23 protein-coding genes and 2 pseudogenes are annotated in these 25,585 nt (G+C 69.0%); 13 read left to right on the forward strand and 12 right to left on the reverse strand.

What is annotated here, in order from left to right:
- Positions 1-177: 177 nt before the first annotated feature.
- Entirely contained in the window at positions 178-966 is a 789-nt protein-coding gene (locus tag ACIO3O_RS11715; RefSeq protein ID WP_401744893.1) for a class I SAM-dependent methyltransferase, read from the reverse strand.
- A gap of 93 nt (positions 967-1,059) precedes the next feature.
- On the opposite strand from ACIO3O_RS11715, the gene ACIO3O_RS11720 reads away from it, so the two are divergent.
- Positions 1,060-1,689 carry a CGNR zinc finger domain-containing protein gene (locus ACIO3O_RS11720; protein WP_401744686.1) on the forward strand — a complete coding sequence of 210 codons (630 nt, stop codon included), beginning with the start codon at positions 1,060-1,062 and terminating at the stop codon, positions 1,687-1,689.
- On the opposite strand, the gene sodX is transcribed toward ACIO3O_RS11720, so the two are convergent.
- Positions 1,593-2,045, reverse strand: a complete 453-nt coding sequence (gene sodX / locus ACIO3O_RS11725; protein WP_401744894.1) for a nickel-type superoxide dismutase maturation protease — start codon at positions 2,043-2,045, stop codon at positions 1,593-1,595. The two genes, ACIO3O_RS11720 and sodX, sit on opposite strands and share 97 nt — an antisense overlap.
- Before the next feature lie 155 nt (positions 2,046-2,200).
- Here sodX and sodN point away from each other — a divergent pair, with 155 nt between their 5' ends.
- Positions 2,201-2,596 (forward strand): superoxide dismutase, Ni, encoded by a 396-nt coding sequence (gene sodN, locus ACIO3O_RS11730; protein WP_189820622.1) that lies wholly within the window; start codon positions 2,201-2,203, stop codon positions 2,594-2,596.
- A gap of 10 nt (positions 2,597-2,606) precedes the next feature.
- On the opposite strand, the pseudogene ACIO3O_RS11735 reads toward sodN, so the two are convergent.
- Positions 2,607-3,242 (reverse strand): annotated as a pseudogene (locus ACIO3O_RS11735) (site-specific integrase); the annotation flags it as partial.
- A 595-nt stretch (positions 3,243-3,837) separates the two neighbouring features.
- On the opposite strand from ACIO3O_RS11735, the gene ACIO3O_RS11740 reads away from it, so the two are divergent.
- From ACIO3O_RS11740 to ACIO3O_RS11750, 3 genes and pseudogenes are all read left to right on the forward strand, one after another.
- Positions 3,838-4,965, forward strand: coding sequence for a DUF3631 domain-containing protein (locus ACIO3O_RS11740; protein WP_401744687.1), 1,128 nt, complete (start codon positions 3,838-3,840; stop codon positions 4,963-4,965).
- Positions 4,966-5,152: 187 nt separating this feature from the next.
- Positions 5,153-5,836, forward strand: a complete 684-nt coding sequence (locus ACIO3O_RS11745; RefSeq protein WP_401744688.1) for a hypothetical protein — start codon at positions 5,153-5,155, stop codon at positions 5,834-5,836.
- A gap of 4 nt (positions 5,837-5,840) precedes the next feature.
- Positions 5,841-7,529 (forward strand): annotated as a pseudogene (locus tag ACIO3O_RS11750) (relaxase/mobilization nuclease domain-containing protein).
- Positions 7,530-7,745: 216 nt separating this feature from the next.
- On the opposite strand, the gene ACIO3O_RS11755 reads toward ACIO3O_RS11750, so the two are convergent.
- The 6 genes from ACIO3O_RS11755 to ACIO3O_RS11780 form a co-directional block, all read right to left on the reverse strand.
- Positions 7,746-8,279: a hypothetical protein gene (locus tag ACIO3O_RS11755; protein WP_401744689.1), complete on the reverse strand. Its 534-nt coding sequence runs from the start codon at positions 8,277-8,279 to the stop codon at positions 7,746-7,748.
- A gap of 26 nt (positions 8,280-8,305) precedes the next feature.
- Entirely contained in the window at positions 8,306-10,285 is a 1,980-nt protein-coding gene (locus ACIO3O_RS11760) for a hypothetical protein (protein ID WP_401744690.1), read from the reverse strand.
- Positions 10,282-11,445, reverse strand: coding sequence for a purine phosphorylase (locus ACIO3O_RS11765; protein WP_401744691.1), 1,164 nt, complete (start codon positions 11,443-11,445; stop codon positions 10,282-10,284). Before ACIO3O_RS11765 ends, ACIO3O_RS11760 begins: the two co-directional genes overlap by 4 nt.
- Positions 11,446-12,189 carry an NrtR DNA-binding winged helix domain-containing protein gene (locus ACIO3O_RS11770; RefSeq protein ID WP_401744692.1) on the reverse strand — a complete coding sequence of 248 codons (744 nt, stop codon included), beginning with the start codon at positions 12,187-12,189 and terminating at the stop codon, positions 11,446-11,448.
- Positions 12,190-12,387: 198 nt separating this feature from the next.
- The gene (locus ACIO3O_RS11775) at positions 12,388-12,954 is read right to left on the reverse strand and encodes a peptide deformylase (protein ID WP_401744693.1); all 567 of its coding nucleotides are present in this window, start codon (positions 12,952-12,954) and stop codon (positions 12,388-12,390) included.
- Positions 12,954-13,973: a multiprotein-bridging factor 1 family protein gene (locus ACIO3O_RS11780; RefSeq protein ID WP_401744694.1), complete on the reverse strand. Its 1,020-nt coding sequence runs from the start codon at positions 13,971-13,973 to the stop codon at positions 12,954-12,956. Before ACIO3O_RS11780 ends, ACIO3O_RS11775 begins: the two co-directional genes overlap by 1 nt.
- Before the next feature lie 154 nt (positions 13,974-14,127).
- On the opposite strand from ACIO3O_RS11780, the gene ACIO3O_RS11785 reads away from it, so the two are divergent.
- From ACIO3O_RS11785 to ACIO3O_RS11820, 8 genes are all read left to right on the forward strand, one after another.
- Positions 14,128-15,288, forward strand: a complete 1,161-nt coding sequence (locus ACIO3O_RS11785) for a glycosyltransferase (RefSeq protein ID WP_401744695.1) — start codon at positions 14,128-14,130, stop codon at positions 15,286-15,288.
- Positions 15,285-15,989: a hypothetical protein gene (locus ACIO3O_RS11790; RefSeq protein WP_401744696.1), complete on the forward strand. Its 705-nt coding sequence runs from the start codon at positions 15,285-15,287 to the stop codon at positions 15,987-15,989. The genes ACIO3O_RS11785 and ACIO3O_RS11790 overlap by 4 nt, the downstream gene beginning before the upstream one ends.
- Positions 15,986-17,224 carry a hypothetical protein gene (locus ACIO3O_RS11795; RefSeq protein ID WP_401744697.1) on the forward strand — a complete coding sequence of 413 codons (1,239 nt, stop codon included), beginning with the start codon at positions 15,986-15,988 and terminating at the stop codon, positions 17,222-17,224. Before ACIO3O_RS11790 ends, ACIO3O_RS11795 begins: the two co-directional genes overlap by 4 nt.
- The gene (locus ACIO3O_RS11800) at positions 17,218-18,084 is read left to right on the forward strand and encodes a hypothetical protein (RefSeq protein WP_401744698.1); all 867 of its coding nucleotides are present in this window, start codon (positions 17,218-17,220) and stop codon (positions 18,082-18,084) included. The genes ACIO3O_RS11795 and ACIO3O_RS11800 overlap by 7 nt, the downstream gene beginning before the upstream one ends.
- A gap of 45 nt (positions 18,085-18,129) precedes the next feature.
- Entirely contained in the window at positions 18,130-18,633 is a 504-nt protein-coding gene (locus ACIO3O_RS11805; protein WP_401744699.1) for an AAA family ATPase, read from the forward strand.
- Between the two features lie 266 nt (positions 18,634-18,899).
- Positions 18,900-19,703: an HNH endonuclease gene (locus tag ACIO3O_RS11810; RefSeq protein WP_401744700.1), complete on the forward strand. Its 804-nt coding sequence runs from the start codon at positions 18,900-18,902 to the stop codon at positions 19,701-19,703.
- A gap of 343 nt (positions 19,704-20,046) precedes the next feature.
- A complete protein-coding gene (locus ACIO3O_RS11815; protein ID WP_401744701.1) occupies positions 20,047-20,256 on the forward strand; it encodes a hypothetical protein in 210 nt (69 codons plus the stop codon).
- A 242-nt stretch (positions 20,257-20,498) separates the two neighbouring features.
- Positions 20,499-21,953, forward strand: a complete 1,455-nt coding sequence (locus tag ACIO3O_RS11820) for a DUF2079 domain-containing protein (protein WP_401744702.1) — start codon at positions 20,499-20,501, stop codon at positions 21,951-21,953.
- Positions 21,954-21,959: 6 nt separating this feature from the next.
- On the opposite strand, the gene ACIO3O_RS11825 is transcribed toward ACIO3O_RS11820, so the two are convergent.
- The 3 genes from ACIO3O_RS11825 to ACIO3O_RS11835 form a co-directional block, all read right to left on the reverse strand.
- Positions 21,960-22,664, reverse strand: a complete 705-nt coding sequence (locus tag ACIO3O_RS11825) for an ANTAR domain-containing protein (protein WP_401744703.1) — start codon at positions 22,662-22,664, stop codon at positions 21,960-21,962.
- Between the two features lie 58 nt (positions 22,665-22,722).
- The gene (locus ACIO3O_RS11830; RefSeq protein ID WP_401744704.1) at positions 22,723-23,604 is read right to left on the reverse strand and encodes a GAF and ANTAR domain-containing protein; all 882 of its coding nucleotides are present in this window, start codon (positions 23,602-23,604) and stop codon (positions 22,723-22,725) included.
- 102 nt (positions 23,605-23,706) lie between these two features.
- Complete coding sequence (locus ACIO3O_RS11835) at positions 23,707-25,581, reverse strand: CheR family methyltransferase (RefSeq protein ID WP_401744705.1); 1,875 nt, start codon at positions 25,579-25,581, stop codon at positions 23,707-23,709.
- Positions 25,582-25,585 lie beyond the last annotated feature (4 nt).

Raw genomic sequence — 25,585 nt, forward strand, 5'->3', positions numbered from 1 at the left:
GGCCCCCACTGGCGGCCGATGCGCCCCGTACCAGGCGGGCCCCACCGGCCGCCGGTGCGCGCCCCGTACCGGGCGGACCCCACCGTCGGGCGAGCCCGCCCCGTACCAGGCGGACCCACCGGCCGCCGGTGCGCGCCCCGTACCGGGCGGGCTCGCCCGACGGACAGGCCCCTCCCCCTACTTCACCGCCAGCACCATCGCGTCCGACGGCGACGCCCACACCGCCCGCGCCTCCGCGAAACCGGCCGCGCGCAGGGTCGAGGCGTGCCACTCCGCCGACGGGGTCTCGCCGTCCGCGTGTTCCCCGAAGATCGCGAAGCGTTCGGCGGTCGGCGCGGCCAACTTCGGGTCAGCAGCGGCCAGTTGCCACCACCCCGCCCAGTCGGTCACGCCCTCCTCGCCCTTCGCGCGCTCCATGACGGCATGCCGCACCACCCGTTCCGCCGCGTTGATCCGCGGGGTGGTGAGGTCCTTCATCCGGTCCGCGTTCAGGAACACCCCGCCCTCGCGCACGAGTTCGGCGACCTGCCCGTACAGCGTGGCCAACGGGCCGAGCCGCAGCCAGTGCAGGGCCGTCGCCGTCAGGACCGCGTCGTACGAGTCGTACGGCAGCTTGTCCCGCCACGCCGGGTCGGTGAGGTCGGCGCTCACGAACTCCACCCGCCCGTCCCCCTCGAAGGTCCCCCGCGCGATGGCGAGCAGCGCCGGATCCAGGTCGACGCCCGTACTCGTCGCCCCCGGGAACCGCTTGAGCAGCCTGCCCGTGATACTTCCCGTACCGCACGCGAGGTCGAGCACCCGGGCCTCACGCCCGACGAAGGCCTCCACCATGTCGAGCATGACCCTGAAGCGCTCCTCGCGGTCCGGCATGTACCACTCCTGCTGCCGGTCCCAGCTCGTCTGCCACGCGTCCCAGCCCCGCACGTTCCGCCCCGCCGCCGACTCGTCCACCGACCCGTCCACCACAGAAACCACCCACTCCGTAATACCCTAGACAGACAATCGCCCATTACTTTGAGCACTCGCACCGAGACTAAACCGCCCCGGTAAGGACTACAAGTGGAACTGGCCTATTACGCGGACCATGCCGTGCGCCTGGTGAACACCGAGGAACCCGCCCGCAACAAGGACACGCTCACCTCCGTGGAGGCCGTCCGCGAACTGTTCGGCCCCAGCCAGCAGGCCGCCCGCCGGGCCACGGACGCGGACGTGACGCGTTTCCGTTCCGTACGCAGCCGGCTGCGCGCGATCTTCGAGGCGGCCGACGAGGGCGACGAGACGCTCGCCGTCGACCTCCTCAACTCGCTCCTGCTCGAATTCCCGGTGAGCCCCCAGATCTCCGGCCACGAGACCCGGACGTCCGACGGCCGCCCGGACTGGCACATGCACCTCGCCGACCACCCCTCGAACGCGACCGCGGGCTTCGCCGCGACGGCCTCGATGGGCCTGGCCTTCCACGTCACGGAGTACGGCCCGGACCGCCTCGGCCTCTGCCAGGCGGCCCCCTGCCGCAACGCGTACCTGGACACCTCCACCAACCGCTCGCGCCGCTACTGCTCCGACCGCTGCGCGACCCGCGCGAACGTGGCCGCCTACCGCGCCCGCAAGCGCCTGGAGAGCGACCGGTCCGCCCACACCGGCCGCACCGCCGACACCAGCCACGACACGACGACCCCCACGGACCGCTGACGCCCGGCCCGCACGGGCCGGTACCGCGCCCGCACCCGCCCCAGCACGAGGGCGGGCGGCACGGCCCCGAACGCCCTGCTGTCCGACACTTCCTCGTCCTGGTTGTCCCCCAGCACCCACCACCCCCCCTCCCGCCTCTCCACAACCCTCTTCACCACCAACAGGTCCTGCCGCAACGGATGCCGCAGCACCACCACGTCGCCCACCCGCACGGCGGCACCCCAGTGCACCAGCACCTGGTCCCGGTGCCGCAGCGTGGGCACCATGGACAGCCCCGTCACCTCGGCCATCCCGAACGGCAACAAGCCCGCGGGCAGCCCCTGCTCACGCGGCTGCCCCTGCCCGTAGTCCGTCATCTGCGGCACCTCCTCGTCCCGATCCTTCACCGCCCCCGGTCCCATACTCACCCCGGACTTTTGACGTAAGCCCATGGGGGCACTCGCGAAAACCCTCCTTGCACGGAGTAATCTCCACCCTTGAGAAGACGATCACGAGGAAGGATGCGATTTACATGCTCTCCCGCCTGTTCGCCCCCAAGGTCAAGGTCAGCGCCCACTGCGACCTCCCCTGCGGCGTGTACGACCCCGCCCAGGCCCGTATCGAGGCCGAGTCGGTCAAGGCCGTCCAGGAGAAGATGGCCGCCAACGACGACGCGCACTTCCAGGCGCGCGCCGTCGTCATCAAGGAGCAGCGCGCGGAGCTCGCGAAGCACCACGTCTCGGTGCTGTGGAGCGACTACTTCAAGCCCCCGCACTTCGAGAAGTACCCGCAGCTGCACCAGCTGGTCAACGACACCCTGAAGGCCCTGTCCGCCGCCAAGGCGTCCACGGACCCGAAGACCGGCGAGAAGGCCCTCGAGCTGATCGCCGAGATCGACCGCATCTTCTGGGAGACCAAGAAGGCTTGATCTCTGGTGAGGCGGTCTGACCCGCGGTTTCGCTAGTCAGATCGGTTCCCTGCCCGCACCCGGTCCGCAGGCCGCCGAGAACGGCGTCCATGACGGAGCGGGTGCGGTCTTCTTCCCCCGGCCACAGGTGCGCGTAGATCCGCAGCGGGATCACTGCGTCCGCGTGACCGAGGACAATCTGCACCTGCTTGACGCTCGCCCCGCCCGCGATGAGCGCGGAGGCGAAGAAGTGCCGCAGGTCGTGGGTCACCATGTGCGGCAGCTCGACGGGCTTGCGGCCCTCGCGCTCGGCCGCCTCCTTCTCCGCCGCCTGGAGCGCCCTGCGGGCGCAGTTCCACTCCGTCTTCCCCCCGTCGGTAGTTGAGCGGCTCCCCTCCTCCATCGTGAACAGCCACTACTTCGAGGAGCGTGCGGCGAGGTGCGCGAGCAGCGCGTCGGTGACGACCTCGCCGACCGGGACCGTACGCCGCGACTTGCTCGTCTTCGGCGGCCCGATCAGGCCGGACGGAAGCCGCTGCCGCTCGATACGGATGGTGCCGAGCTTGAAGTCGACGTCCGAGACCTTCAGCCCCAGCAACTCCCCTATGCGCAAGCCTGATCCGGCGAGGACGACGATGGCTGCGCGGATGTACGGCGGCATCGCCTCGACCATCAAGGCCCTCTGGCCTACCGTCGCGGTCCCCGGCCAGGGAGCTGTCCCGAAACGGGACACGGACCGTCCCCACATCGGGGACCGTCTCCAGGGTGGGACCGGTCCCCGGACCGAAGCCGTCGCGGACCGCGGACCGCGCGCGGGGACCGGGGACCGTCCGCGCCATGAGCCTGCTCCCGGGGCACCCGGGACACCTGAAGTCCCGGACCAGCCACTCATCGGACCGGAAAACTCGCAGGTCAACGGCGTGGGGACCGGTCCCCACGCCACGGTCCCCACCGAACCGGGGACCGGGAACGGCGGTCCCCAGGGGACCGGACCACGGGACCGGACCGAGTCGGACACCCCTTGGGGACCGGGCCGCGCACCCGGTCCCCGGCCCTCTCGGGGACCGACCGATTACGGGGACCGGACGGACCGGGCGGACCGGACGGACCGTGGGGACCGTGGGGACCGGACCGACGGTGGGGACCGGACCGACCAGGCGGACCGGACCAACGACGGAGGCCGGACCGACCACGGGGACCGCCGGACCGACGCCAAGGGCGCGGACCTGCTGGCCGAGCTGCAAACGGCGATCGGCCGGTACGTGGCCCTGCCGAGCCCGGAGGTGCTGACCGCCGTCACGCTATGGGTGGCGGCGACCCACCTCCAGCCCGCGTTGCAGCACGCACCCCGACTGGCGGTCGTGGGCCCGACCAAGGGGTGCGGCAAGTCCCGCCTCCTGGATGTGCTCCACGAGATCGTGCACCAGCCGATGATGACGGTGAACACCTCACCGGCGGTGATCTTCCGCGTCATCGGTGAGAACCCGCCGACCCTGCTGGTGGACGAGGCCGACACCATCTTCGGCCCCAAGGCCGGCGAAAAGGAGGACCTGCGCGGCCTCCTGAACGCCGGACACCAGCGCAACCGGCCCGCCTGGCGGGTCTCTGGCCCCGAGCACAAGCCGACGGCGTTCCCCACCTTCGCCATGGCCGCCCTGGCGGGAATCGGCGACCTACCAGACACGATCATGGACCGGGCCGTGGTGGTCCGCGTGAAGAAGCGCAAGGACGGCGAGAAGATCGCACAGTTCCGCTCGCGCCACTCAGTGCCCGAACTGAATGTGCTACGAGACCAGTTGAGCGGCTGGCTGGTCCCGCTCCTCGATGCCGCCTCACGCCTCATACCGCCCATGCCCGTCGAGGACCGCGCCGCAGACACCTGGGAACCCTTGATCATCGTCGCCGACCTGGCCGGCGGGGAGTGGCCCGCTCTCGCCCGAGCCGCCTGTCTGGCCATGACCAAGCACCAGGCGGGCCAGGACGAGGAGTCCACGCTCAGGACCCGGCTGCTGCGCGACATCCGACGCGTCTTCGCCGATCACGGCGATCCCGAAGCCCTTCGTACGCAGGATCTGCTCGCAGCCCTCATCACGGACGCCGAATCCCCGTGGCCCGAGTACGGCAAGAGCGGGCTCAACGCGCACCTCCTGTCCGGCCTGCTGCGGGACTTCGGCATCAACCCAGCCAACTTCCGTCCGGAACAGGGCAAGCAGGCCAAGGGCTACTTCCGCAACAAGTTCGTGGACGCGTGGGACCGTTACTGCCCCGAACCCTCGGAGGTAGTACCGCCCACTCCGGCCCGCCCGGTCCGAAGCGCGCCCATCACCCCGACGGGAGGGATGCCCGTCGGGGTGATGGGCGGAATCTCCGGCCCCAAGCGCACCCGTTGAGCTCCGCACGCCCATCGAGGTAAACCGTCCCATCCGTCCCCGCGCAGGTCAGCGCGGGGACGGATCTCCTCGCCGGGACGGACTCCCCCGTACCTGCCCCTCCATCCGTACCTGTCCTGACCAGCGATGCGACGGATGGGACGGATGTGTCGCAGCCCTGCCACCACGCCCCAGGAGCACCATCACCATGCACAACGACGACACCGACAAGGCCCCCGCACGTCGTCGCAGGGGCCTCTTCGCCCTGGCCCACCGATCAGCAGCAAGCTGGAGCGAACGAGCCCCTTCCGGGGCTTCGTCCGCGCTTGCCCCCGCCCCAGGGGTGGCGGGGGAACTCCAGCGCCAGGGGGCGCCGGAGCAGGAGGAGGCACGTCCGCCCGAGGGCAGCGCCACTGAGGAGGCACCGCCGACGCCCACCCCCTCCGCCGACCAGCCGTCACCGATCGAGAGTCCCGTCTGGCGTGACCTCGACGCCCCTCCGCTGCCGCTCGCGATGAACCGACGACGCACCCGGGAGAAGCGGACCGTGGAAAAGAAGGTCCGCTTCACGCCCTCGGCCGCCGAGGCGATCACGGCGGCTGCGGCGGCCCGCGGGAAGCGCTTCGCGGGTTTCGTCGGAGACGCCGCCCTGAGCGCCGCACTCGGCCACACAGGCGGGCAGTCAGGCCCGGAGGACGATCCCCACCGTCAGCTCCTGCACGCCATCGAAACCCACACCCAGGCGCTGGACCGCATCGGCCGGAACCTCAATCAGATCACCGCCGCCATCAACCGGGGCGAGATCCCAGCACGCACCGAACACGTCCTGGCCGCCGTCGAGCAGGCCGTCCGGTACGACTACACCGTGGCCGACCACGTCCTGGGCGCGTGAGCCGGTGGTCCCCGACATCTCCACCGGCAACGACACCCGTGGCCTGATCGCCTACGCCTTCGGCCCCGGCCGCCGCGACGAACACCTCGACCCCCACCTGATCGCGGCCTGGGACATGGCCGGTGCCCCCGACCCCGGCCGCGACCCGACCGCCACGGTCACCCAGCTCGCCAAGCGCCTCGACCAGTACGTCACCCTGGCCACCCGCGAGCGCGGAGCCAAGCCCACAAACCACGTCTGGCACTGTCCGGTTCGGACGGCGCCCACCGACCGCCACCTCAGCGACGCTGAATGGGCCGAGGTCGCCCGCCGCATCGTGGCCGCCGCCGGCATCGCCCCGGAGGGCGACGAGCAGGCATGCCGGTGGGTCGCGGTACGGCACGCCAAGGACCACATCCACATCATCGCCACCAGCGTCCGCGCCGACGGCCGCCGCCCCCGCAGCAACCGCGACGGACAACGCGCCCAAGCCGAATGCCGCAAGATCGAGAAGGAGTTGGGCCTGCGCCAGCTCAGCCAAGGAGACGGCACCGCACCCAAAACCCCGACCGGTGCCGAGCGCGCCAAGGCGGAACGCCAGGGCCGTACAGTGACCGCCCGCGCCTGGCTGCGCGAGAAAGCCCATACCGCCGCCGCAGCGTCCCGCAACGAGGACGACTACTTCGCGATCCTGACCGACCTGGGCATCGCGGTCCACACCCGCATCGGCCCCGAGTCCGGCGAGGTGATCGGCTACAGCCTGTCGGCCCCCGGCGACACCGCAGCCGGTCAGCCGGTGAAGTTCGGCGGCTCGAAACTCTCCCCCGACCTGTCCATCCACCGCCTGCGCGAACGCTTCACCACCCACGCGTCCACGTCGCTCGCAGCCCCGCCGACCCACCCATGGCACCAGGCCGAGCGCACCCTGCGCACCGCGCACGCCACCCTCACCGACCCAAACACCAACGCACACCAGGCTCAGGGCGAGATCGCCGCCTTCGGCGACTTCCTCCACACGGCCACCGTGTACGGACCCCACCCCCTCCGTGCCGAACTGCACGCCGCAGCGAGCGCGTTCAACCGCGCCAACCGCTCGGCGATCCGCGCCGACCACCAGGACGGCCACGCCCAGCGGAAGGCTGGACAGGAACTCCTCTACGGCACGCACGACGCGGTCGGCTTCTTCATGGCCGTCCTCTTCGCTGCCATCCACCTGGCCCGCGCCTCCGCCCCCTGGCACGAGCAGCGCGGCAACCAATAACAGGCAACCACCGCCCACCAGGCCCTCACCCACCTACGTACCGCGTACCAGCAACAGGCCGCCCCCGTCCTGACCGAGCTCGCCCGCCGTGCCCCATCCACCGAGACGGTCACCCGTTACGAAACCACTCTGCGTACCGCCCTCCCCGTCCACGCCACGCGCATTCTGGCCGACCCCGGATGGCCTGCGCTGACGGCAGTCCTGCGCCACGCTGAGGCCAGCGGGTTTCAGGCGGTCACGCTGCTCGCCGAAGCCGGAGAAATCCACGAACTCGACACCGCCAACCATCCAGCCCAGGTCTTGATATGGAGGCTGAAAGCCCAGCCCGAAGGACTCCGCGGAGCCACCCTCCTACGCAGCAGGAACTTCGAAGAAGCGGCTACGAAGGCGCCAACTACAGTCTCAGCGCGCGACAACCAGCTTGGCTGGCGGCTTCCTCGCCGCGCGCGATAGAGGGGCATGGGCAAACTCCCCTATGTCGTGGACCAGACCTGCGCCTTGCTCCACCACTTCAAATGCCTCGCCGTTCGCCGAGAAAGCAGACCCGACCTCCGCTACGTCTTCGTCTCGTTGGCCTGCGGCCTCATCTGCTGGCGACACCTCAAGATGATCCACTCATGACCGTTACGAGCTCCAAAGCGAGGAGGATCTGCTCCGGCAATGCTGGTGCTACCGCTCCGCGCGGCGCAGGAACTGCCAACCGAGTACCGCGAGAGCGAGCGTCTGCACGAGGGAAGTGAGCACGAGCAGGGGCTGAACGTGGGGAGAGCACCAGAACGCGGCCGTACAGACCATGGGAAGAACCAAGTACGCGGACAGGTCTACCGCGGTCTGAAGCCGCTTGCGCATGGTGCGGCCCGCAACGTTGCGGTGGTAGACCTCCCAGCCGAACACCGTGCCGGGAGCGGACGCGAGCTCCCCCAGACGCGGTCCCAATTGGTCGCGGACATAGCAGCCGATCGCCGAGATTTTCTCGTCGTTGACCAGGTAGGTCCAACCCAGAATCAGGCAGATCGCGGGTACGAAGAGCAGCAGTCGAAACTGCCCGCTCTGGACAGTAACCGCCACGACCGCAGTGGCCGCGGCGAGCGTGAAATAGAGCAGGTTGTCGCGGAATCCTATGCGAGTCTTCTGCTCCTCCTTGAGGCGGTCGTATTCAGAGAGCAGGATTTTACTCTCGGTGACATCGTCCGTGGAAGTCACAGGTACTCCTACGCTCGAGTTCAGAATCAGTCGGCGGTCCGGAAAGGTGCCAAGTTGTCAGGGCGGCACCGTTCGATCCAGCCCTTTCCATCCGCCGCCATCCCCTCCAATAGGCGGAAGGTGTGGGTGGAGCCAGCCGCGCTGAGGTTGATCTCGGAGATTTCTTTGGAATCCTCTTCCGGAGCCAATTGATGAGCATCGGCGTCCTTAACGCGGATGCTCCTGGCTGGTCCGTTGGTGAGGACGACTTCCAGGTCGTAGCCTCCGTCAGATTTCTCCGTCACTTGCACGGAGGACAGGGCGTCGAATCGGTAGTTACTCCGCTGCTCGTTCTTGCGCGTTGCGTCGGAGAAGTTGAACTCCGAGCTCATTTCGCGAATGCCGTCCTGGGTGAACAGGAACAGGCGGAGAACGTAGTGCGAGTACCGCCAGGGGCCGTGCTTGACCCGGCCTCGTTTGTAGGGACGGGCAGGGGCCACCAGGATGGTATGAGTGATCAGGTCGCGCCAGGTGAGCCGGTGGTGCCTGAGCGCTTCATCGACGAACAAAGTCTTGTCGCAGATGAGCCAGGTCTCCATTTCCTGCTCGCTGGGGCGCGTGGCATCGAGGGACGATTTCCAGCGCTGGTGGGCGTCCTGTCGTGCAGTCAACTGCTCGTGGTACTTCAGGGTCTCCCGGGCCAGACGGTGCTCATCACGCCGGACCTCCAGCCACAGACAAGCGGCTGCGTGCCCGGACCAGGCCGCACCCAGCACGGCCAGGAACGCCCACAGCGACCGCAGTGAGGCGGCACCCGAGAATGCCGTTCCGAACGCAGTCAGAGCCGTGGCGCAGAGCACGGCTAAAGCCACCACGGTCAGAGCTCTTGTCCCGAACGGAGTCCGGTATTGGTCGTGAGGTTCAAACAAGGTGCCGTTGTTGTGCCGGTTCCGGGCGTCCTCAGCGAGGTACCGGATCAACCAATTGACCCGTTCCACACTGATCCGACTCTCCCGATAAAGGTCCGCGATCTCGGCGGCAAGGCTACTGCGGACCTGGGCGGTATGGGCGAGCCACGCGTCCGGCGAGAACTCTGAGGGTGTGCGGACGCTGAAGTAGTGATCGAAAGAATGGCGAACGCTCTTGGTGAACCCCTTCTCGTCGGAGGTGGGACCGAGCGGGTGTGGGACGTGGGTCGCGGATGTGAGATCCAACCGAGATTCTTGGCTGCACCACCGGTCTCCGAAGCGTGTCGCAGTAAGACCCGCTCCGAGCGCTACCAGCAACTCGACGATCGCCATGAGTGGGTTGGCGATGAGTGCCAAGGTAAAGAGGAGCACGCTGCTGACGGCAAACAGGGCCGTCCGGACCGGAAGGGCCGCTTTGGCGGCGGCAGCGGTGCTCGGGCTGGGCAGAACGGCACGCGCGCCAATGGGGGCAGGCACGAAGTAAGCCCAGACCCGCCGGGCTCGGTCGTTGCCGAAGCGCTCCGCAGTGGCCCGTTCGCAGGTCTCCACCCACAAGTCGTCTTTCAACCCTCCGGTGAGCATGAGGTCGAGGTGACGAAGGATCGCTTTGTGCTGGCGGAGCGGCAGGTGGTGGAGTTGCTTCAGCACGGGTCCGGTCTCGCCGGTCGCGGTGCTGAGCACCGCCAGCAGGTCGAAGGTGACGCGCAGAGCGTCTTTCCACTCGTCCTCGGCGTATGTGTGTATGAGCTCGGAGAAGTAGCGAAGCCGTTGGACCTCTTCTGTGCTGAGTTCGTCGTAAGTGCGCGCGCTAAGAACGGAGAGCACCCAGTGAAAACGAACCTCCGCGCCGAGGTAACCGTGGGCAATCGCATCAGTGATCATTTCGCGGGCACGGCTGGGGATACCGTCCTCCAGGAACCGAACGCCTACGGTGTACTTCTCCTGCGGTGAGGCATCCGGATGGACGAAATAGACGTTGGAGTTGTGTACCGTATCGGCCTGAATCCCCACGGTGGAGTCGGCGGCCGAGTTGTATGAGGCGCCGTTGTCTTGGTTCATGTCCGTTCACCGGCCGCGGCGACCATGGGGGCCAGTGCGGCCACTAGTGCGGGGCACTCCGCGACCAAACCGCGCAGCCTCCTGAGCGTCATGGCGGTTCGCTTCGATGATTCAGGGGTGCTTCCCCCGGCCGTCCGGAGCGCGTAATCCAGATCGGTCAGGGCTTCTCGGTAGGTGTCCTCATCGAGGGTGCCCTCGGTGCGGTGCCGTCCCAGCTGCTCACGGAAACCGGTCAGATCCGCAATCAGGTCCATTGGGTCGGATGCCTTTGGTACCGGGTTCATGTGGACGTTGCTGCTCGATACCGAGCCGGCCATGATGCCGACGGTGCTGTTGTGGGCGGTGTTGCTGACGCTTCGGTCGAACCGGTCGAGCGATCGGGCCATGCCGTCCTGGGGCATCGCGGTCTCCTCCTGTTCCCCCACCAGCTCCACTGCTAGCCGGATGGCGAACGCTGCCGCATTCGCTGCGGCCCGTGGCTGCCAGTTACGGTCCTCAGCACTGTTCTTCGTGCCGTCAGCCCGGTCGCTGATTCCCCGGACGATGGCCACCGGCGCCCCGTTGAGATGGCCAGCCTGTGCCACCCCTGCCGCCTCCATCTCGATGGCCAGTGCGTCGTTGTAGTGCTGTCGGATCCAATTCGCCTCGGCCGAGATCCTCGAATTCTGGACGACCTCGCCAGCGGCGATTGCGCCGAAGCGCACCTGCGGCGCGTCCTCGTCGCCGGGCGTGAGGTCCGCCCAGTCGTTCAGGCGTGCCAAGTGCGAAGCGAGTTGGCTGATGCCGTGCGGTGCTTCCCACACTCGAGGCCGGGCTTTAGTCCCGTCGTCCTCGCTGGTCCCGCCGTGGTAGGCGTAAACGTGTGTCGCCATCACCACGTCGCCCAGCCTGGCCGTGTCCCACAGGGCTCCGGCGACTCCGACGAACAGCACAGCCGCGGGCGAAAATTCCTGAATCGCGCGTTCGGCGATCACCGCGGCGGGCTGATTCCCCTTGCCCGTCAGACCGAGTGCAACACGACACGATGTACCCCGCACGGTGCCCACCTCGAACCGCGTACCACGCTGATGGCGATGCACCTGCGGACCCACCAGCCTCTGGCGCACAGCCTGATATTCAAGGTTGAGGGCAGTGAGAATCACCACCTGACCATTCGACATCTATGCCTCTTCCCCTTTCGTGCTCTCTTCCGTCGCGGATGGTGCCGGTCGGATCAGAGGTGGGAACAGCACGGTTTTGGGACCGGCCCGGTACAACCGTGCGGGCCGTCCTCCAGTGGTCCTGCGATCCGCGTCAGCAGGGACGATGAATCCCTTCGCAGCTTGGACCTTCCGGTAAAAGTTGCGGGTGTCCAGTTCGGTGCCCCAGACGGCCTCGTACACCTGTTGCAGCTCCGCGAGGGTGAAACTCTCCCCGCAGAATGCTGTGGCCAGCGCCGAGAACTCGAGCTTGGTACGCGCGTGTTCGATCCCGTCAGTAGCGATTCGACGGTGGTCGAAGGCAAGCTCCAACTCGCCGGACAGGACGGCTTCCCCAGGAACCCACGCTGCATCGGTGGCATCCGTTCCCGCAACTGGGTCGGGTAGCCCCGGAGCGATCGCGAGGTGAGCCACGGAGACAACTCGACCCCGCGGATCGCGGCCCGAGTCCCCGTACACGGCCAACTGTTCAAGGTGCACATGGCCGGCCGCCAGGGCCGTTTCCTCGCTCAGTTCACGGTGGGCGGCATCCAGGATCTCCTCCCCATCGTGGTTCAGAAAACCTCCGGGCAGGGCGGGCATACCCCGGAAGGGATCCTCGCCCCGCTCCACCAAGAGCACGTGCAGACGGCTCTCCCGCAACGTCAGGATCACGAGATCTACCGTCAGCAGTACGGGAGTTGGTGACCACGCATCATCTTGCATGCCCAGCAAGGTACTTCGGTTATTGTCAGTTACACAAGAAGGGGATGACGGGGAACTTCTGTGCCCATCAGCTCAGCGGCAGCGGCGCGTGCGGGGGTACCACGCGGGACGACCCACTGGAACCGACACCACCAGGAGGGCCTAGTGATGGACGGATCGCCGTTATGGCTAACCGCCCAGGTTCTGCAGAGGTCTCGACTAGGAGTTGTACGACCACGACCGGCCGGTCTGCCGGTACTCCTCGACCGGGATCGGCTCGACCCCCGGCTCCATCCGGTCCACGTACAACAAGCCCTCCAGATGGTCGATCTCGTGATGGACAAGGCGGGCCAGGCCCTGCTCGTAGACGGTGGTCACCGCGCTGCCGTCCAAGGCAGTGGTGGCGACGGTGATCCGCAGTGGTCGAGGCACCATGCCCCGTACGTCGAAGAAGGACAGACAGCCTTCGTACTGCTCGTCTGCCTCCTGCGAGCGCTCGGTGACACGGGGGTTGAGCAGGATGATCGCGGGTGCGCCGGGCTCGGCAGACTGGACGACTGCAGCAGCCCGGCTGATCCCGATCTGCGGCGCAGCGATGCCCATGCCCTTGGCGAAAGGGTGGACCTGACCGATGCGCTCTATGGCCGCGAAGAGCTCGTCGACGACCCTCTCGGCTTCCTCGCGTTCGGCGGGTAGGTCGAAGGCGCGCGCGGTGGAGGTGAGGATTCCGGCACCTCGCTGGACGACACCGAGGTCACGCATTCGTTGGCTGGGCCGCACGTCCATCACCTGAACTCCTCTTGTTCCGTGTCACGTTCGGGTTCGGGTCGCGCCCGGAACCGCCATTCCAGACGGTACCGAGCGTGCAGTGCGGGCGTGGGCGTGATCCAGGTGAATTGGCGAACCCCGTCCTCTTCCGTACGGACGGGAGGGGTGCGGAGCGGGGACGCCTCGGCGGTCATGGAGGTCTCGGTGCCCCAGACGACCGGGTCGAGGCCGGCGGGGAAGGCGAGCTGGACTTCGAGCTGTTCGGTGGGAAGGCGGACCGCGCGCTGGAACCAGTTGCCCCACTTGTCGTCGCCGACGCTGTAGGCGTACTCGATCCAGACGGACTCGCCAGGGTAGAGCGGGAAGCGGCCCTGGCGGTTGTCGAAGACGAGCCAGATCTCCTTGAAGGCGTCGCGGTCGTGCTTGGCCTCCCATCGCATGGCCTCGCCCCGGCAGGTGGCGGTCAGGGCGAGTTCTTCCCAGGTGAGGGGGTGGGCACGGTAGTGGGCGTTGGAGCGCTCGGGGTCGCCTGGGTAGCGGTCGACGGAGATGCGGATGAGGTAGCGGGTGACGGGCTCGGTGCCGGTGTTGCGCAGCAGGCGGCGCATGGTGAGGCGGTAGGAGTGACCGTCGTATTCAAGGCGTGCGGCGTCGTGCTCCACGACGAGGGCGGAGCCCGTGGCGTAAGGCTGTTCGGGCCGCAGTGGGGCGGGTGTGGCGGTTGGTGGGCGGCGTGAGCGGGCCCGCGCCTGTTCGTAGTCGCACCAGCGCTTCCAGATCGCCTTGCCCGCGTTCAGGGCTTCGTCGGCGAGGCGGGAGAACTCCTCGCTGGGCTTGTGGCGGCCGGATTCCATGTGGCTGACGTAGGAAGGGTCGAAGCCCATCTTGTGGGCCAGGGCCCGCTTGGACACACCGCGCACTTCGCGCCAGCGGGCCAGCTCGGCGGCGTAGTCCTTGGCTGCCTGCTCGACTGGATCGACTGGATCGACTGCGGCATCGTGATGCGATTCGTGCGGTGGGTTGTGCTGCGCGTCCATCGAAGCCCCGCCCCCGGGTGCTGATTGGTGAGCATGAATGAACCGTGAGTGATCCAAGTTCACCATCCCGTCACGTCACGTGTTGCCGTTTTCCTTCCCTCACCGGCCCTGATCGATCCCGATCCCAGGGCAGTTGAGGAAGGCGGACCCTGTCATGCGTGTGCTGTACCTGCTCAACATCTCCAATCCCGACCGACTCTCGTCGGACTCAGGGTGGATCTTCGCGGACCTGCTCGCCCCGGCGCTGGCAGACGCCGGCGCCGAGGTGACCGTGGCCGCCCCGGCTCCGGCGGGGGATTCCCGGTGCGGGTTCCACCGCACCCGCGTCCCGGGGACGAAGTACCGGGCCCGCTTCTCGGCCAACCTCGACGAGCTGGTGGCCCTCGTACGCAGCGAGAAGCCGGACGTCGTGGTCGCCAACCAGATCGAGGAGGCCCCGGCGGTCCGCACCGCGCTGCTGGAGGCGGGCTCGGACGCGCTGCTGGCCGGGTACTGCCACTACCTGCCGTTCTCCTTCGACGAGGACGGTGAAATGCAGCTTGACCCGTCGCTGGACGACGCCGGTCTGGGTCGAACCGTCCTGCTGACCTTCGCCGCCGGCCTGGCCGCCTGCGACCGCATACTGGCCCACTCCTCGACGGCTGCCTCCTGGATCTCGGCGGCGGCCTCGCGAATGACGGTCGAGCTGGGCGACCGGTTGCGGGTGGTGCCCGCCCCGCGTGACGTGCGCCTGGTACGCGACCCCGCCCTTGTCCGACGCCAGGCAGATGGTGAAGCCATCGGCGTCTACAACCACCGCCTGTACGCGCACTACGGCACCGCGCAGTTCGTGGACCTTGCCCGCGCGCTGACCACGTCGGCATCCGTACGACTCCGCGTCCTCGACCTCTTCGGCGACCGCCGCACCTCACGTACCGGCCTGGACAGCAGCCCGGAAAAGTTGCGCGATGAGCTCGCCGCGCTGCCGCACGTGCAGGTCGTCTCCGACCGGGGCGACCGCATCCGGTACAAGAACCTCCTGGCAGGTTCGCGGTTCGGGATTGCTCCGTTCCGGCCCGGCTGCCCCTGGTCCATGAGCGTCATCGACTGTCAGGGCATGGGCCTGCCAGTGATCTCCCCGCGACTGGGCTGGCTCGCCGAACACATCGACCCCGAGCTGTGCTTCTCCACCACCGCCGAGGCCGTCGAACTGGCCGAGCGCCTCGCCGTCGACGACGAGTTCCACTCCGTCCACGCCAAGCGCGCCCACGCCTCCACCGCCGACTTCACGCCCGCCCTCATCGCCGCCCGCTACTTGGAGGCGATCTCGCGATGAACGGCTTCGACGCGGTCCTGCTCTCGTACGACGAGCCCATGGCCAATGCACTCCACTCCCGCCTGCAACGCGCCTTGGGCGGCACCGTCAAGCGCCTGCACGGCGTCCACGGCATGCGCAGGGCCTACCGGCTGTGCGCGGAGGTCGTCGACCGCGAGCAGTTCTTCCTCGCCGACGGCGACTTCGACATCGACCCCGAGTTCACTCCCGGTGCCGTCGCTCCGCTGGAGGAGGGCGTCTCCATGCGGGTCTGGCGCGCCACCAACCCGATCACTGGTCTGAGCTACGGGTACGGCGGCCTCAAGCTCATTCGCCGCAGCGCACTGCGCGAGATGGGCCAGGCCGTCGACGTACTCGCGGCGCTCCCCGGCCGCATCGAGTTCGCGCAGCAGACGGCGGGCGTCACCCGTTTCAACCAGACCCCCTTCCACGCGTGGAAGGCCGGGTTCCGGGAGTGCGCCATGCTCTCGCGCGGCAGCGAGTACGGCATGGACGACACCGACGCTCGCACCAGGCTCCAGTCGTGGACGAACAGCCGCTCAGGCGAGTACGCCTCATACGCAACGGCCGGCGCCCACGACGGCATCGCCTTCGCCCGCGAGGCCGCACGCGACATCGCCCGGTTCGACTACCTCAACGACCCGGACTGGCTGCGCGCCCGCTTCACCATGGCCCATGGCGACCAGGCGGTCTCCGGATGACCGGCTCTCTCGTCCTCATCGAGCCGTACGCCCACCGGCCGGGCGGCCACCACCAGCACGCCCTGGTGGCGCTCGCCCGCGCCCGCCCCGGCAGCCTGGTCATCGCCCCGCACGGCATCACGAGGGAGGCGACCACCGCCCTGCGGAAGGCGAGGGCGCGGGTCATCACGACACCGATCGGGGCTGTCGCTGCTGTGCTGATGATGGGCTCCAGCGTGGCGGCGGCCGTCTCCGCGGTCGTCCTGCGTACGCTCCGCTCCAGCCGCTGGCCCCGCGCGGCACGACGCCTGCCACATCAAGTGACGCTGCTGGCACGGTGCTTGGCCGAAGCATCCGCCCTACGTACGGCACGTATCCGCGCGCCGAACGCCGACTCCGTAGTCATCCTGACGGCAAGCGAAGCCTTTCACGGCCTGGCCGCACTCCTTGGCGGCCAGCCGCACCTCCGCTTCGTGCACGAGGTCAACACGACCGAAGACCTCCCGCTTCGGCTCGTCGGTCGGCTCGCGCGGCGGGCAGAAGCAAGAACCATCGCGCTCTACCCCACGACTGCCGTCGCCGCGGAGGCTGCGGAGCAGTTCCCCCGCCTCGCAGGGCAGGTCCGGACGTACGCAATCGACGACGGCACCGAGCGGATCTCGCTCTCAGAACGAACCAGCGGAAGAACAGCCTTCGCCATCCCAGATGACGAACCAGCGGTGTGCCTGGTGGGCGGCTGGTGGCCGCACAAGGACCTCGCCACCCTCGACGTTGCCCTCACCAAGCTCCACCATCCACTGCACCTACTGGTCGCCGGTCACCCACTGGACGAGCCCACCCTGAACCGCTGGCGACAGCTCCCGTACGTCCGTCTGCATCTCACTCGCGGACCGGTCGGCGAGCAGTTCCTCCGGCTCGTATACGCCGCCGCAGATGCAGCCCTGGTCATACGCCGCCCAGGCATCGCCAAGGAATCCGGCCTGGTGATGGACAGCGCCCGCTACGGCATCCCGCTCCTCATCTCCGACCACGACCCGGCCCTCACCGCCGCCCTCCAAGACCAACCCTGGGCCCACACCTTCACGGCCGGAGACCCGACGCGCCTCGCCGAAGCCCTACGCGCCACCACCTCCACTCCACTCCCCCAGCCCGGCCCGGACGCCTCCCGCCTGCTGGGCATGTGGCCGGCCACCGAGCAGGCCGACTTCTTCACCCGAACCCACGCACGCCTCCTCCCCAAGGAGCCCCGATGCTGACCGCACCCCCACCCTTGATCGCCGTCATCGGCCCCGTCGAGCCACCCCTGCTGACCACCTGGGTGGCTCATTACCGGGAACTCGGCATCGAACGGTTCCTCCTCGCCTTCCACTTCCCCGACCACGTCCCCACCGACCTCCGCCACGAGCTCAACGCCACCGTCCGAGAGCTGGGCATCATCCCCACCGGATGCAGCACCGGCCCCTGGCACGAGCACACCAACACCCAACTCCGCGACGCCCTGCGCGCCACAGCGGGCCCCGGCTGGCACCTGATCGCCGACTCCGACGAGTTCCAGCAGTACGCGGCCCCACTCCACGAGATCACCGACCACGCGGACCACACCCGCCACAAGACCGTCGGCGGCCTCCTTCTCGACCGCATCTCCACCAGGGGACGCATGACCGCCTGGAACCCAGGCCAGGGCCTGGACCACGCCTATCCCCTCGGCGGCCACCTCACCCACCGCCTCCTGTACGGCGACCCCCGCAAGATCGTCCTCGCCCACCACGACGTCGCCCTCGCCTCCGGCAACCACCGAGCCCATGGCCACCACTCCGACCCCGCCCACCTGGCCGCCGTCCACCACTTCAAGTGGCGCTCCGGAATCCTCGAAGACCTCCGCCGCCGCGTCACCCACTTCGGCTCCGGCACCTGGCAGGAACACACACCGGCCGTACGCGACGAAGCCAACCGCCTCCTCACCCACCTCAACGACCACGGCGGCACCATCAACCTCACCGACCCCCGCTTCGCGTTCCGCCGCGTCAGCCTCAACCAACTCCCGTACAACTGGCACTCCGAGGCCCACGCCGTCCACACCGCCTGGCGTCCTCCCACCCCCACCGCCCGCAGTTAGGGACAATGCCCACGCCACTCCACAGCGCCACGAAGGGACCGCCCCATGCCGCTCGCCGTCCTCCTGATCGGCATCACCGGTTCCGGGAAAACCACCCTCGCCAAGGCCCTCGCCGAACGAGGCTTCACCCGCCTCTCCGTCGACGAGGAAGTCCACCGCCTCCACGGCCGCTACGGCATCGACTACCCCGAGCACACCTATTTCGAGCGCGAACGCCCCGCCGTCGAAACCATCCGCCAACAGCTCACCGCCAAACTCACCGCAGGCCACGACGTCGTCCTCGACCACGGCCTCTGGACCCGAGCCGACCGCACCGCCTGGCAGACCACCGCCCGCCAGGCCGGCGGCCAACCCGTCCTGGTCTACCTCCCGGCCGACCGCGACGAACTCCTGACCCGCCTCAACGAACGCAACCGCCGCGAAGACGCCAACGCCCTCACCGTGACCCCAGAAGCACTGGACGACTTCTTCGCCCGCTTCGAGCCGCCCGCCAACGACGAACTCGCCGTGGTCTACTCAGGCGACTTGGACGCCGTTCTCAGGGGTTGAGGAAGCCGAACCCGTGCTAGGGAGCCCTGGCGGGAGGCTCTGAATGGATCAGCCAGAAGCGTTTCGGCCGTCGCCCTGGGTGCCCGTTGCCCACCGACTCGACTCTCCGTGGCAGGGCACCATCTCGCCCAAGCGTTGCGGCTGGAGACAACATGCGGCCAACCTGAACGGGGAGATCGTCTTAGCTGTCAAACCGTATCTGTACGTCACCGTCGGGATTCGCTACGAACCCATCCAGTGTCAGTCCGGTATGGCACATTCGCCATATGACAGCTGAGACCGGCGGAGTTGACGAGCCTGAGCCGACAGGCAAGCTTCGCCATTTCGATCCCGATGGTGAGTACTACGCCCTGACCTTGGGCATGAACAGGCGTGGCCGCCCCTTCTGGAAGGCCCAGACTCAGTGGGTGGCCTGGTCCGAACGCAACCCACGGTGGGAAATCCGCGAAGCTCGGCTCCTGTCTGGTGCCTGGATCACGCAAGCCTGGTCCGCGCTTGGCCAAGACTGGATCGCGGTCCACGATGACGTGAGCCTCGCGATCTTCTATCGTCTGGGCGGCAACGCCCTGGTCCAGAAGGCCATCGCCGAGAAGCGCCTGGCCAAGGTGATCGCTCCGTCTGAGTGCATGCACGACGGGACCATCGAGGTTGGCGGATTCGGCTTCGTCGGCACATCCCACCTCTCTCATGACGCAGTAAGCCGTCGCGCCCCGAGTCGAAAGCTCCGTGGCCAGGTACTCAAGCGGGACAACTTTCGTTGCGTCATCTGCGGCCGCAAAGCAACAGATCACATCGACCTGGAACTCCACGTACATCACCTTGTTCCCTGGCGAATGGCAGGACCCACAGCGGAGGAGAACCTCGTCACACTCTGCGGTACGTGCCACAAAGGCTTGAATCCGGACTTCGAACCTTCCCTCCGCGAACTCGCCGAACTGCCCGGCCCCGCGAACGGACTCGACATGGACAATTCAGAGTTCAACGCGGAAGTCGGCCGCTACCGCCAGTACGTCAGGGAAATGACCGAGCGACGCGACCAGTCCGCACACAGTCCGCAAGACACTCGCTGACGACCGTCAGCACCCATCGCCACCCATCCCCAAAAGGCCAGGTCAGCGACCCACAGCACTCATCACCGCAGGTCACCGACCCACCCCCCTACTAGGAGACCAAGAAGGCCTGACGCCTCCACCGTCACCGCACTGACCGGACCCGGTCCGCCGCTCGCCCTTTCGGGTGGGCAGGGCGGACCGGGTCCGGTCGTTTCGGGCGGGGGGGTGGGGCACTGCCCCAGGGCGGCCCGACGTTCCTGGGGGGCGCCCCTTCGTGCTTGCCGGGAGATGTGGCGTTTCCGTCCCGGCGAAGCACTGCGCGCGGCATCCTGACGGTTCGGTGGATGCGGGAGGGGGACGGATGGACGAGCGGGTGAAGGTGCGGGTTCTGTTGGTGTTCGGCGACCAGGCGGAGATCGTCGCGGACGCCCCGGACGCCGTGGAGCCGGCCCGGTACCCGGCGCGGGAGATCGCCCGGGAACTGGGAGTCGCGGCATCGGAGTTGCCGGGGATGCGGCTCACGGCAGCCGTCGGGCCACGTGACCGGCTGTCCGGGTGGCGCACGGCGTAGGAGGACCGGCCGCGGCCGTGGCGCGCGGAGGCCGTCGGAGCGGCCGGGACCCGGGCTTGGGGCGGTCGCGGGCCGGGCCGTAGGTTGGGCGGCGAGGGCCGCCGTGGGGTGCCCTCGCGAGCCCGGGTGTCGCACAGCCCGGCGAAGATGCGCAGCCGGATGTGGAGACGATCGTGGAGTCAGCGGTACGGAGCCCGGGCACCGGACGAATACCGGCGCCCCGGGGTGGAGGTGCCGCGTGGGTGCGGAACCGGTTGCCCGGGGGGCGGGTGCTGGGGTGGGGGCTCAGCGGGGGCTTCTTCGTGCTGTACGCCGTCGTGGCGGTGCTGCGGCACCGGCAGGGGCTCAACGGCGGGTTCGACGTCGGGATATTCGAGCAGGCGGTACGCGCGTACGCGCACGGGCGGGCGCCGGTCGTGGAGTTGAAGGGGCCCGGGTTCAATCTGCTCGGGGATCACTTCCATCCGATTCTGGTGCTGCTCGCGCCCGTATATCGGGTGTTTCCGAGTACGTACACCTTGCTGGTGGCGCAGGCCGCGCTGCTCGCGCTGGCCTGTTACCCGCTGACCCGGTGGGCGCACCGGGCGGTCGGGCCGGTGGCGGCGCTGGTGGTCGGGTGCGGGGTCGGGGCGTCCTGGGGGATCGTCTCGGCGGCGGCCAAGGACTTCCACGAGATCGCGTTCGCGGTGCCCATGCTGGCCTTCGGCGCGGTGGCGCTCGGGCAGCGGCGGTGGTGGGCTGCGGTCCTGTGGACGGCGCCGTTGCTGCTGGTCAAGGAGGATCTGGGGATCACGCTGGCCGCCGTGGGGGCGTACATCGTCTGGCAGGCGGTCAAGGGCAAGGGCACGGGGCAGCAGGAGGACGCTCCGCTCGGGCTCGGGATCGCCGTGGTGGTGTTGGGGGTCGTCGGCAGCGCGGTGGAGATTCTTGTGCTGCTTCCGGCGATGAATCCGAGCGGGGCTTTCGCGTACTGGGGGCAGTTGCCGGGCGACGAGGGGTCCGGCGGCGGTGGAGTGCTGTCGCTCGCGCTGGGGCTGGTGTGGCCGCCGATGAAGTGGTTGCTGGTGTTCATGCTGGCGGCGCCGGTCGCGTTCGTCGGGGTGCGGTCGCCGCTGCTGCTGTTGTGCGTGCCGACGGTGGGGTGGCGGTTCGTCGCGGGCAACGAGCACTACTGGACGCCGGGGTTCCACTACAGCGCGATCCTGATGCCGGTGCTGTTCGCAGGGTTCGTGGATGTGCTGAGCAGGAGGCGGGGAGAGTTGTTGCCGGGCCGGCGCCGGCGGCGGGCGCTCGGTTTCTCCGCCGCCTTCACGGCGGTGTGCGCCGTCGTCTACCCGCTGCACGACCTCGTGCTGCCGTCCGCCTGGCGCACGCCCGAACACGTCGCCGTGGCCCGGGAGGTCCTCGACCGCATCCCCGACGGCGACACCGTCGCCTCCTCCAACCGGCTCGCCCCGTTCCTCACCTCGCGGACCACCGTGAGTCTCGTCTGTTACGGGACCGGGGACGATCCGAAGGCCCTGCCGACCGGTCTGCCGGCGCACCCGCCGCGCTGGGTGGTCTTCGACCGTACCGATCCGACCGTCAAGGTGCCCTGCCCCGTCGAGCGGTCCGAGCACATGCTCCGGCTGTACCGCGAGCACGGGTACACGGAGGTCGTGCGCCGGGACGGGATCACGCTGCTGCGCAGGCCGTAGCCCGCGTCACATCCGTCCGCCCACCACGTCCATCGCCACGTCCGACAGCTTGCGCTGGTGTGCCCGCGCATGCCGACGCAGCAGCACGAACGCCTCGTCCACGGAGAGGGTCAGCCGGGACGCGAGGACGCCCTTGGCCTGTTCGATGACGATCCGGCTGCTCAGCGCCTGCTCCAGCTGGGCGGTCAACCGGCGGCTCTCGTCCAGCGCGCGCTCGCGCAGCAGCGCGATCGTCGCGGCGTCCGCCAGGGCCCGCCCCAAGGCCAGTGCGCCCGGCGACAGGGGGTCTTCGTCGCCGCGCAGCAGCACGAGCGCGCCGACGCGTTCGTCGTGCCCGCGCAGCGGCAGGGCCGCCACCCGTGCGTAGCCCAGCTCCCTCGCCCTGGCCGTGTACCGGGGCCAGCGCAGGCCCGCCGACTCCGCGCCGAGCGTGACGTCGAGGGTCTCGCCGGTGCGGCGGCAGTCGTGGCCGGGGCCCTCCTGCCCCTGGGCCGCCTCCTCCTCCAGCAGTGCCACCTGCGGGTCCGAGCCGGCCACCCGGGCGGGCTGCGCCGCGTCCAGGACGAGCACCGCACCGGCCGCGTGTGCTTCCAGGAGGTCCCGGCCCGTGGTGGCGAGGACGTCCAGGAAGGCGGGTACGTCGTAGGCGTGGCCGAGCGAGGCGGCGACCGTCACGAAGGCGTCCGCGAGGTGCTGCTCGGGCGTGCTCATGGTGGCATCCCTTCCGTCGACGCGGGTCCCGTACGGTCCGAGTCGGGCCCGTACGCGATCAGTCAACCCCGAACGGGCCCGGGGGGAGGCGCAGTTCACCGGAAACGATCCGTTCCGCGACGGATTCGGCCGATTCCCCGCCCGCGAACGCCCGTGCCTTGATCAGCTCCAGCGCGTCCGAGACGGAGCAGCGCACCTGCTCCGACAGCACCCCGGCCGCCTGGTGGACGACGGCCCGCAGGTCGGCGCCGCCGTACAGGTCGGCTTCCGCGTCGGCGCCCAGGAGTACGCCGTCGGCCAGTGCCGCCGCGACCTCGTCGAGCACCCCCTCCTCGGCGAGGCCGGGCCGGGGGTCGAAGACGGTGAGCGCGCCGAAGCAGCCCGAGGGCGCGGTCAGCGGCACGGCGACGACGGCGGACAGTCCCAGTCCGGCCAGCCCCACGCCGTACCCGGGCCAGCGCTGCTCGACGTCCGCGCCGTGGGCGGCGACGACCAGGCGACCGCGGGCCGCCTCGCGGGCCGGGCCGTCCCCCAGGACGTACTCCACGTCCTGGGCCTGCCGGGCGAGCCGGTCGGAGGCGGCGACCGCGAGCTGGCCGAGGTCCGCGCCGACGAGGGTGAGGGCGGCGCTGCGCGTTCCGCAGGCGTCGGCGACCTCGGTCATGAACAGGGGGCGGGCCCCCCGGTCCGACGACCACAGCGCGGCGCGCCGGGCGAAGGCCTCCTGGAGCCGGGCCGCCGCCCGGTGCCGCGCCGCGACCTTGCGGTGCGTTTCGGCCATGGAGCGGTGGAAGGGGAGCCCGGTTTCGGCGGCGAGGCGCTCGTGCCGTTCGGCGAGACGGTTCTGGCGGGTCTCGCGCGCGGCGGCCAGAACGGCACGGCGGAGCGCGGAAGCCGCCTGGTCACCGACCGGTTCGCGGGGCCCGCCCTGTGCCGTCATACGACCAGCGTACGTCCGGGGGGCGGCCGGGGAGGGGGTGCGGGAAGAATCTTCCGGCGGGCCGGCCGGGCTGCCGGAGGGCCAGCCGGGGCTGTCGGCGCGTCAGCCGGGGCTGTCGGAGGGGACGTCCTCCATCAGCAGGACCACTCCCCCGTTGTGCCCGTCGAACGGGGAGCAGGTGACGGAGCAGTTGATGCTGCGTCCGATGCGGTTGACGGCGGCGATGCTGACGGGCCGGGAGCGCTTGCCGGAGGCGATGCACTCCTGGATGACCTCGCGCAGCCCGACGGTGGGCAGCCCGAAGTCCAGGGCGAAGAAGTTCTCGTCGACAACCTCGTCGGCGCGCAGGCCCCACAGTTCGATGGCGCCCCGGTTCCAGCTCTTCACCTTCATGTTCGCGGCCAGGACGACCACTCCTGCGGCGATGGAGCTGACGACGCCCTCCAGGAAGGCGCGGGCCTCGTCGAGGTCGGCGGTGCGCAGCCGCATCTCGTCGTTCATGGTCTCCAGTTCCTCGTGTCCGGACTGGAGTTCCTCGTTGGTGGTCTCCAGTTCCTCGTTCGTGGACTGGAGTTCCTCGTTGGTGGTCTCCAGCTCCTCGATGGAGGACTGGAGTTCCTCGTTGGTGGTCTCCAACTCCTCGTTCGTGGACTGGAGTTCCTCGTAAGCCGTCTCCAGGTCTTCCCGTACGCGCTTGACCTCGGCCTTGAGCTGGGTGGCCAGGGTGACGTCGGTGAAGGTGATGTTGGTGGCGACGGGCAGGCCGGGGCCGGCCGAGATCGGCTGGATGAGGATGTCGAAGTACTGGACGGTGTCGCCGAGGTGGCGTTCGGCGCCGTTCACCCGCAGGGTGCGCCGCTCGTGGGTGGCCTGGTCGATGAGGGAGCGCAGCTCGATGGGCCGGTAGGAGAGTTCCAGGTCCTGGAAGGGGCGGCCCATGTCGTTGGCGGTGAGCCCGAAGCGGGAGCGCGCCTGGCTGTTGATCATGACGACGGTGCCCTCGGCGTTCAGGGCGACCCCGGCGCTGGGGGCCGCGTCCAGGATCAGGTCGCGGAGCTGGCGGGTGCGGGTGGCCTCGCGCATCTCGGGTCCGGTGCCGTTGCCCACCCTGACCTTGTGGGTGCTGGGGGCGTACGGCAGGCCGTCGGCGCCCGGACGCCGGCGGAAGATCCGCTGGCGGATGCTGACCGCCTCGAACCGGTCGGCGTCGTTGAGCAGCATCTCGGCCTTGCCGAGGAAGAGGTGGCCGCCCTCGCGCAGCGCGAAGTGGAAGCGGTCGACGATCTGGGACTGGGCCTCGACGTTGAAGTACATCAGCGTGTTGCGGCAGACCAGCAGGTCGAGCCGGGAGATCGGGGCGTCCCGTGTGATGTCGTGCCGCCCGAAGATCACCCGGCGGCGCAGGTCGGGGCGGAAGACGAACTTGGCGCCGCTCTGCTCGAAGTAGCGGTCGCGCAGCTCGGTGCCGAGCGGCTCCAGGGTCTTCGCGGCGTACAGCCCGGAGCGGGCCTCGCGCAGGGCCTCCTCGTCGACGTCGGTGGCGTAGATCTTGACCCGGTTCAAGGACTCCTCCAAGCCGAGGACCTCCGCGAACATCATGGCCAGCGAGAACGCCTCCTCGCCGCTGGAGCAGCCCGCGCTCCACACCCGGATCTCGGCCTCGGGCTCGACCTCCTGGAGGATCCTCGGCACGACCTCGCGCTGGAGGAGGTCCCAGGCGTCGGGGTCGCGGAAGACGGAGGTGACGTTGATCAGGATGGTGTTGAAGAGCGTCCGGAACTCGTCGGTGTCGGTCTCCAGCAGGTCCCGGTAGTCCCCGTAGTCCTGCACCCCGGCGTCGACCATCCGCTTGCGGATGCGCCGGCCCAGGGTGGAGCGCTTGTAGCCGGTGAAGTCGAATCCGCGGGAGTCGCGCAGGAAGTGCAGCAGTTCCTCCAGGCCCTGTTCGGCCTCCGTGCCCGCAGCCGGCTCTCTCATCACT

This window comes from Streptomyces sp. NPDC087440 (genome assembly GCF_044744005.1).
Lineage (GTDB): Bacteria > Actinomycetota > Actinomycetes > Streptomycetales > Streptomycetaceae > Streptomyces.

What these genes read in the sequence shown, in the direction of transcription:
- sodX (WP_401744894.1), bottom strand. Translation starts at nt 2,045, where the DNA reads ATGACGGACTACGGGCAGGGGCAGCCGCGTGAGCAGGGGCTGCCCGCG.
- sodN (WP_189820622.1), top strand. Translation starts at nt 2,201, where the DNA reads ATGCTCTCCCGCCTGTTCGCCCCCAAGGTCAAGGTCAGCGCCCACTGC.
- ACIO3O_RS11745 (WP_401744688.1), top strand. Translation starts at nt 5,153, where the DNA reads ATGCACAACGACGACACCGACAAGGCCCCCGCACGTCGTCGCAGGGGC.
- ACIO3O_RS11760 (WP_401744690.1), bottom strand. Translation starts at nt 10,285, where the DNA reads ATGAACCAAGACAACGGCGCCTCATACAACTCGGCCGCCGACTCCACC.
- ACIO3O_RS11765 (WP_401744691.1), bottom strand. Translation starts at nt 11,445, where the DNA reads ATGTCGAATGGTCAGGTGGTGATTCTCACTGCCCTCAACCTTGAATAT.
- ACIO3O_RS11770 (WP_401744692.1), bottom strand. Translation starts at nt 12,189, where the DNA reads ATGCAAGATGATGCGTGGTCACCAACTCCCGTACTGCTGACGGTAGAT.
- ACIO3O_RS11775 (WP_401744693.1), bottom strand. Translation starts at nt 12,954, where the DNA reads ATGGACGTGCGGCCCAGCCAACGAATGCGTGACCTCGGTGTCGTCCAG.
- ACIO3O_RS11780 (WP_401744694.1), bottom strand. Translation starts at nt 13,973, where the DNA reads ATGGACGCGCAGCACAACCCACCGCACGAATCGCATCACGATGCCGCA.
- ACIO3O_RS11785 (WP_401744695.1), top strand. Translation starts at nt 14,128, where the DNA reads ATGCGTGTGCTGTACCTGCTCAACATCTCCAATCCCGACCGACTCTCG.
- ACIO3O_RS11790 (WP_401744696.1), top strand. Translation starts at nt 15,285, where the DNA reads ATGAACGGCTTCGACGCGGTCCTGCTCTCGTACGACGAGCCCATGGCC.
- ACIO3O_RS11795 (WP_401744697.1), top strand. Translation starts at nt 15,986, where the DNA reads ATGACCGGCTCTCTCGTCCTCATCGAGCCGTACGCCCACCGGCCGGGC.
- ACIO3O_RS11800 (WP_401744698.1), top strand. Translation starts at nt 17,218, where the DNA reads ATGCTGACCGCACCCCCACCCTTGATCGCCGTCATCGGCCCCGTCGAG.
- ACIO3O_RS11805 (WP_401744699.1), top strand. Translation starts at nt 18,130, where the DNA reads ATGCCGCTCGCCGTCCTCCTGATCGGCATCACCGGTTCCGGGAAAACC.
- ACIO3O_RS11810 (WP_401744700.1), top strand. Translation starts at nt 18,900, where the DNA reads ATGACAGCTGAGACCGGCGGAGTTGACGAGCCTGAGCCGACAGGCAAG.
- ACIO3O_RS11815 (WP_401744701.1), top strand. Translation starts at nt 20,047, where the DNA reads ATGGACGAGCGGGTGAAGGTGCGGGTTCTGTTGGTGTTCGGCGACCAG.
- ACIO3O_RS11825 (WP_401744703.1), bottom strand. Translation starts at nt 22,664, where the DNA reads ATGAGCACGCCCGAGCAGCACCTCGCGGACGCCTTCGTGACGGTCGCC.
- ACIO3O_RS11830 (WP_401744704.1), bottom strand. Translation starts at nt 23,604, where the DNA reads ATGACGGCACAGGGCGGGCCCCGCGAACCGGTCGGTGACCAGGCGGCT.
- ACIO3O_RS11835 (WP_401744705.1), bottom strand. Translation starts at nt 25,581, where the DNA reads ATGAGAGAGCCGGCTGCGGGCACGGAGGCCGAACAGGGCCTGGAGGAA.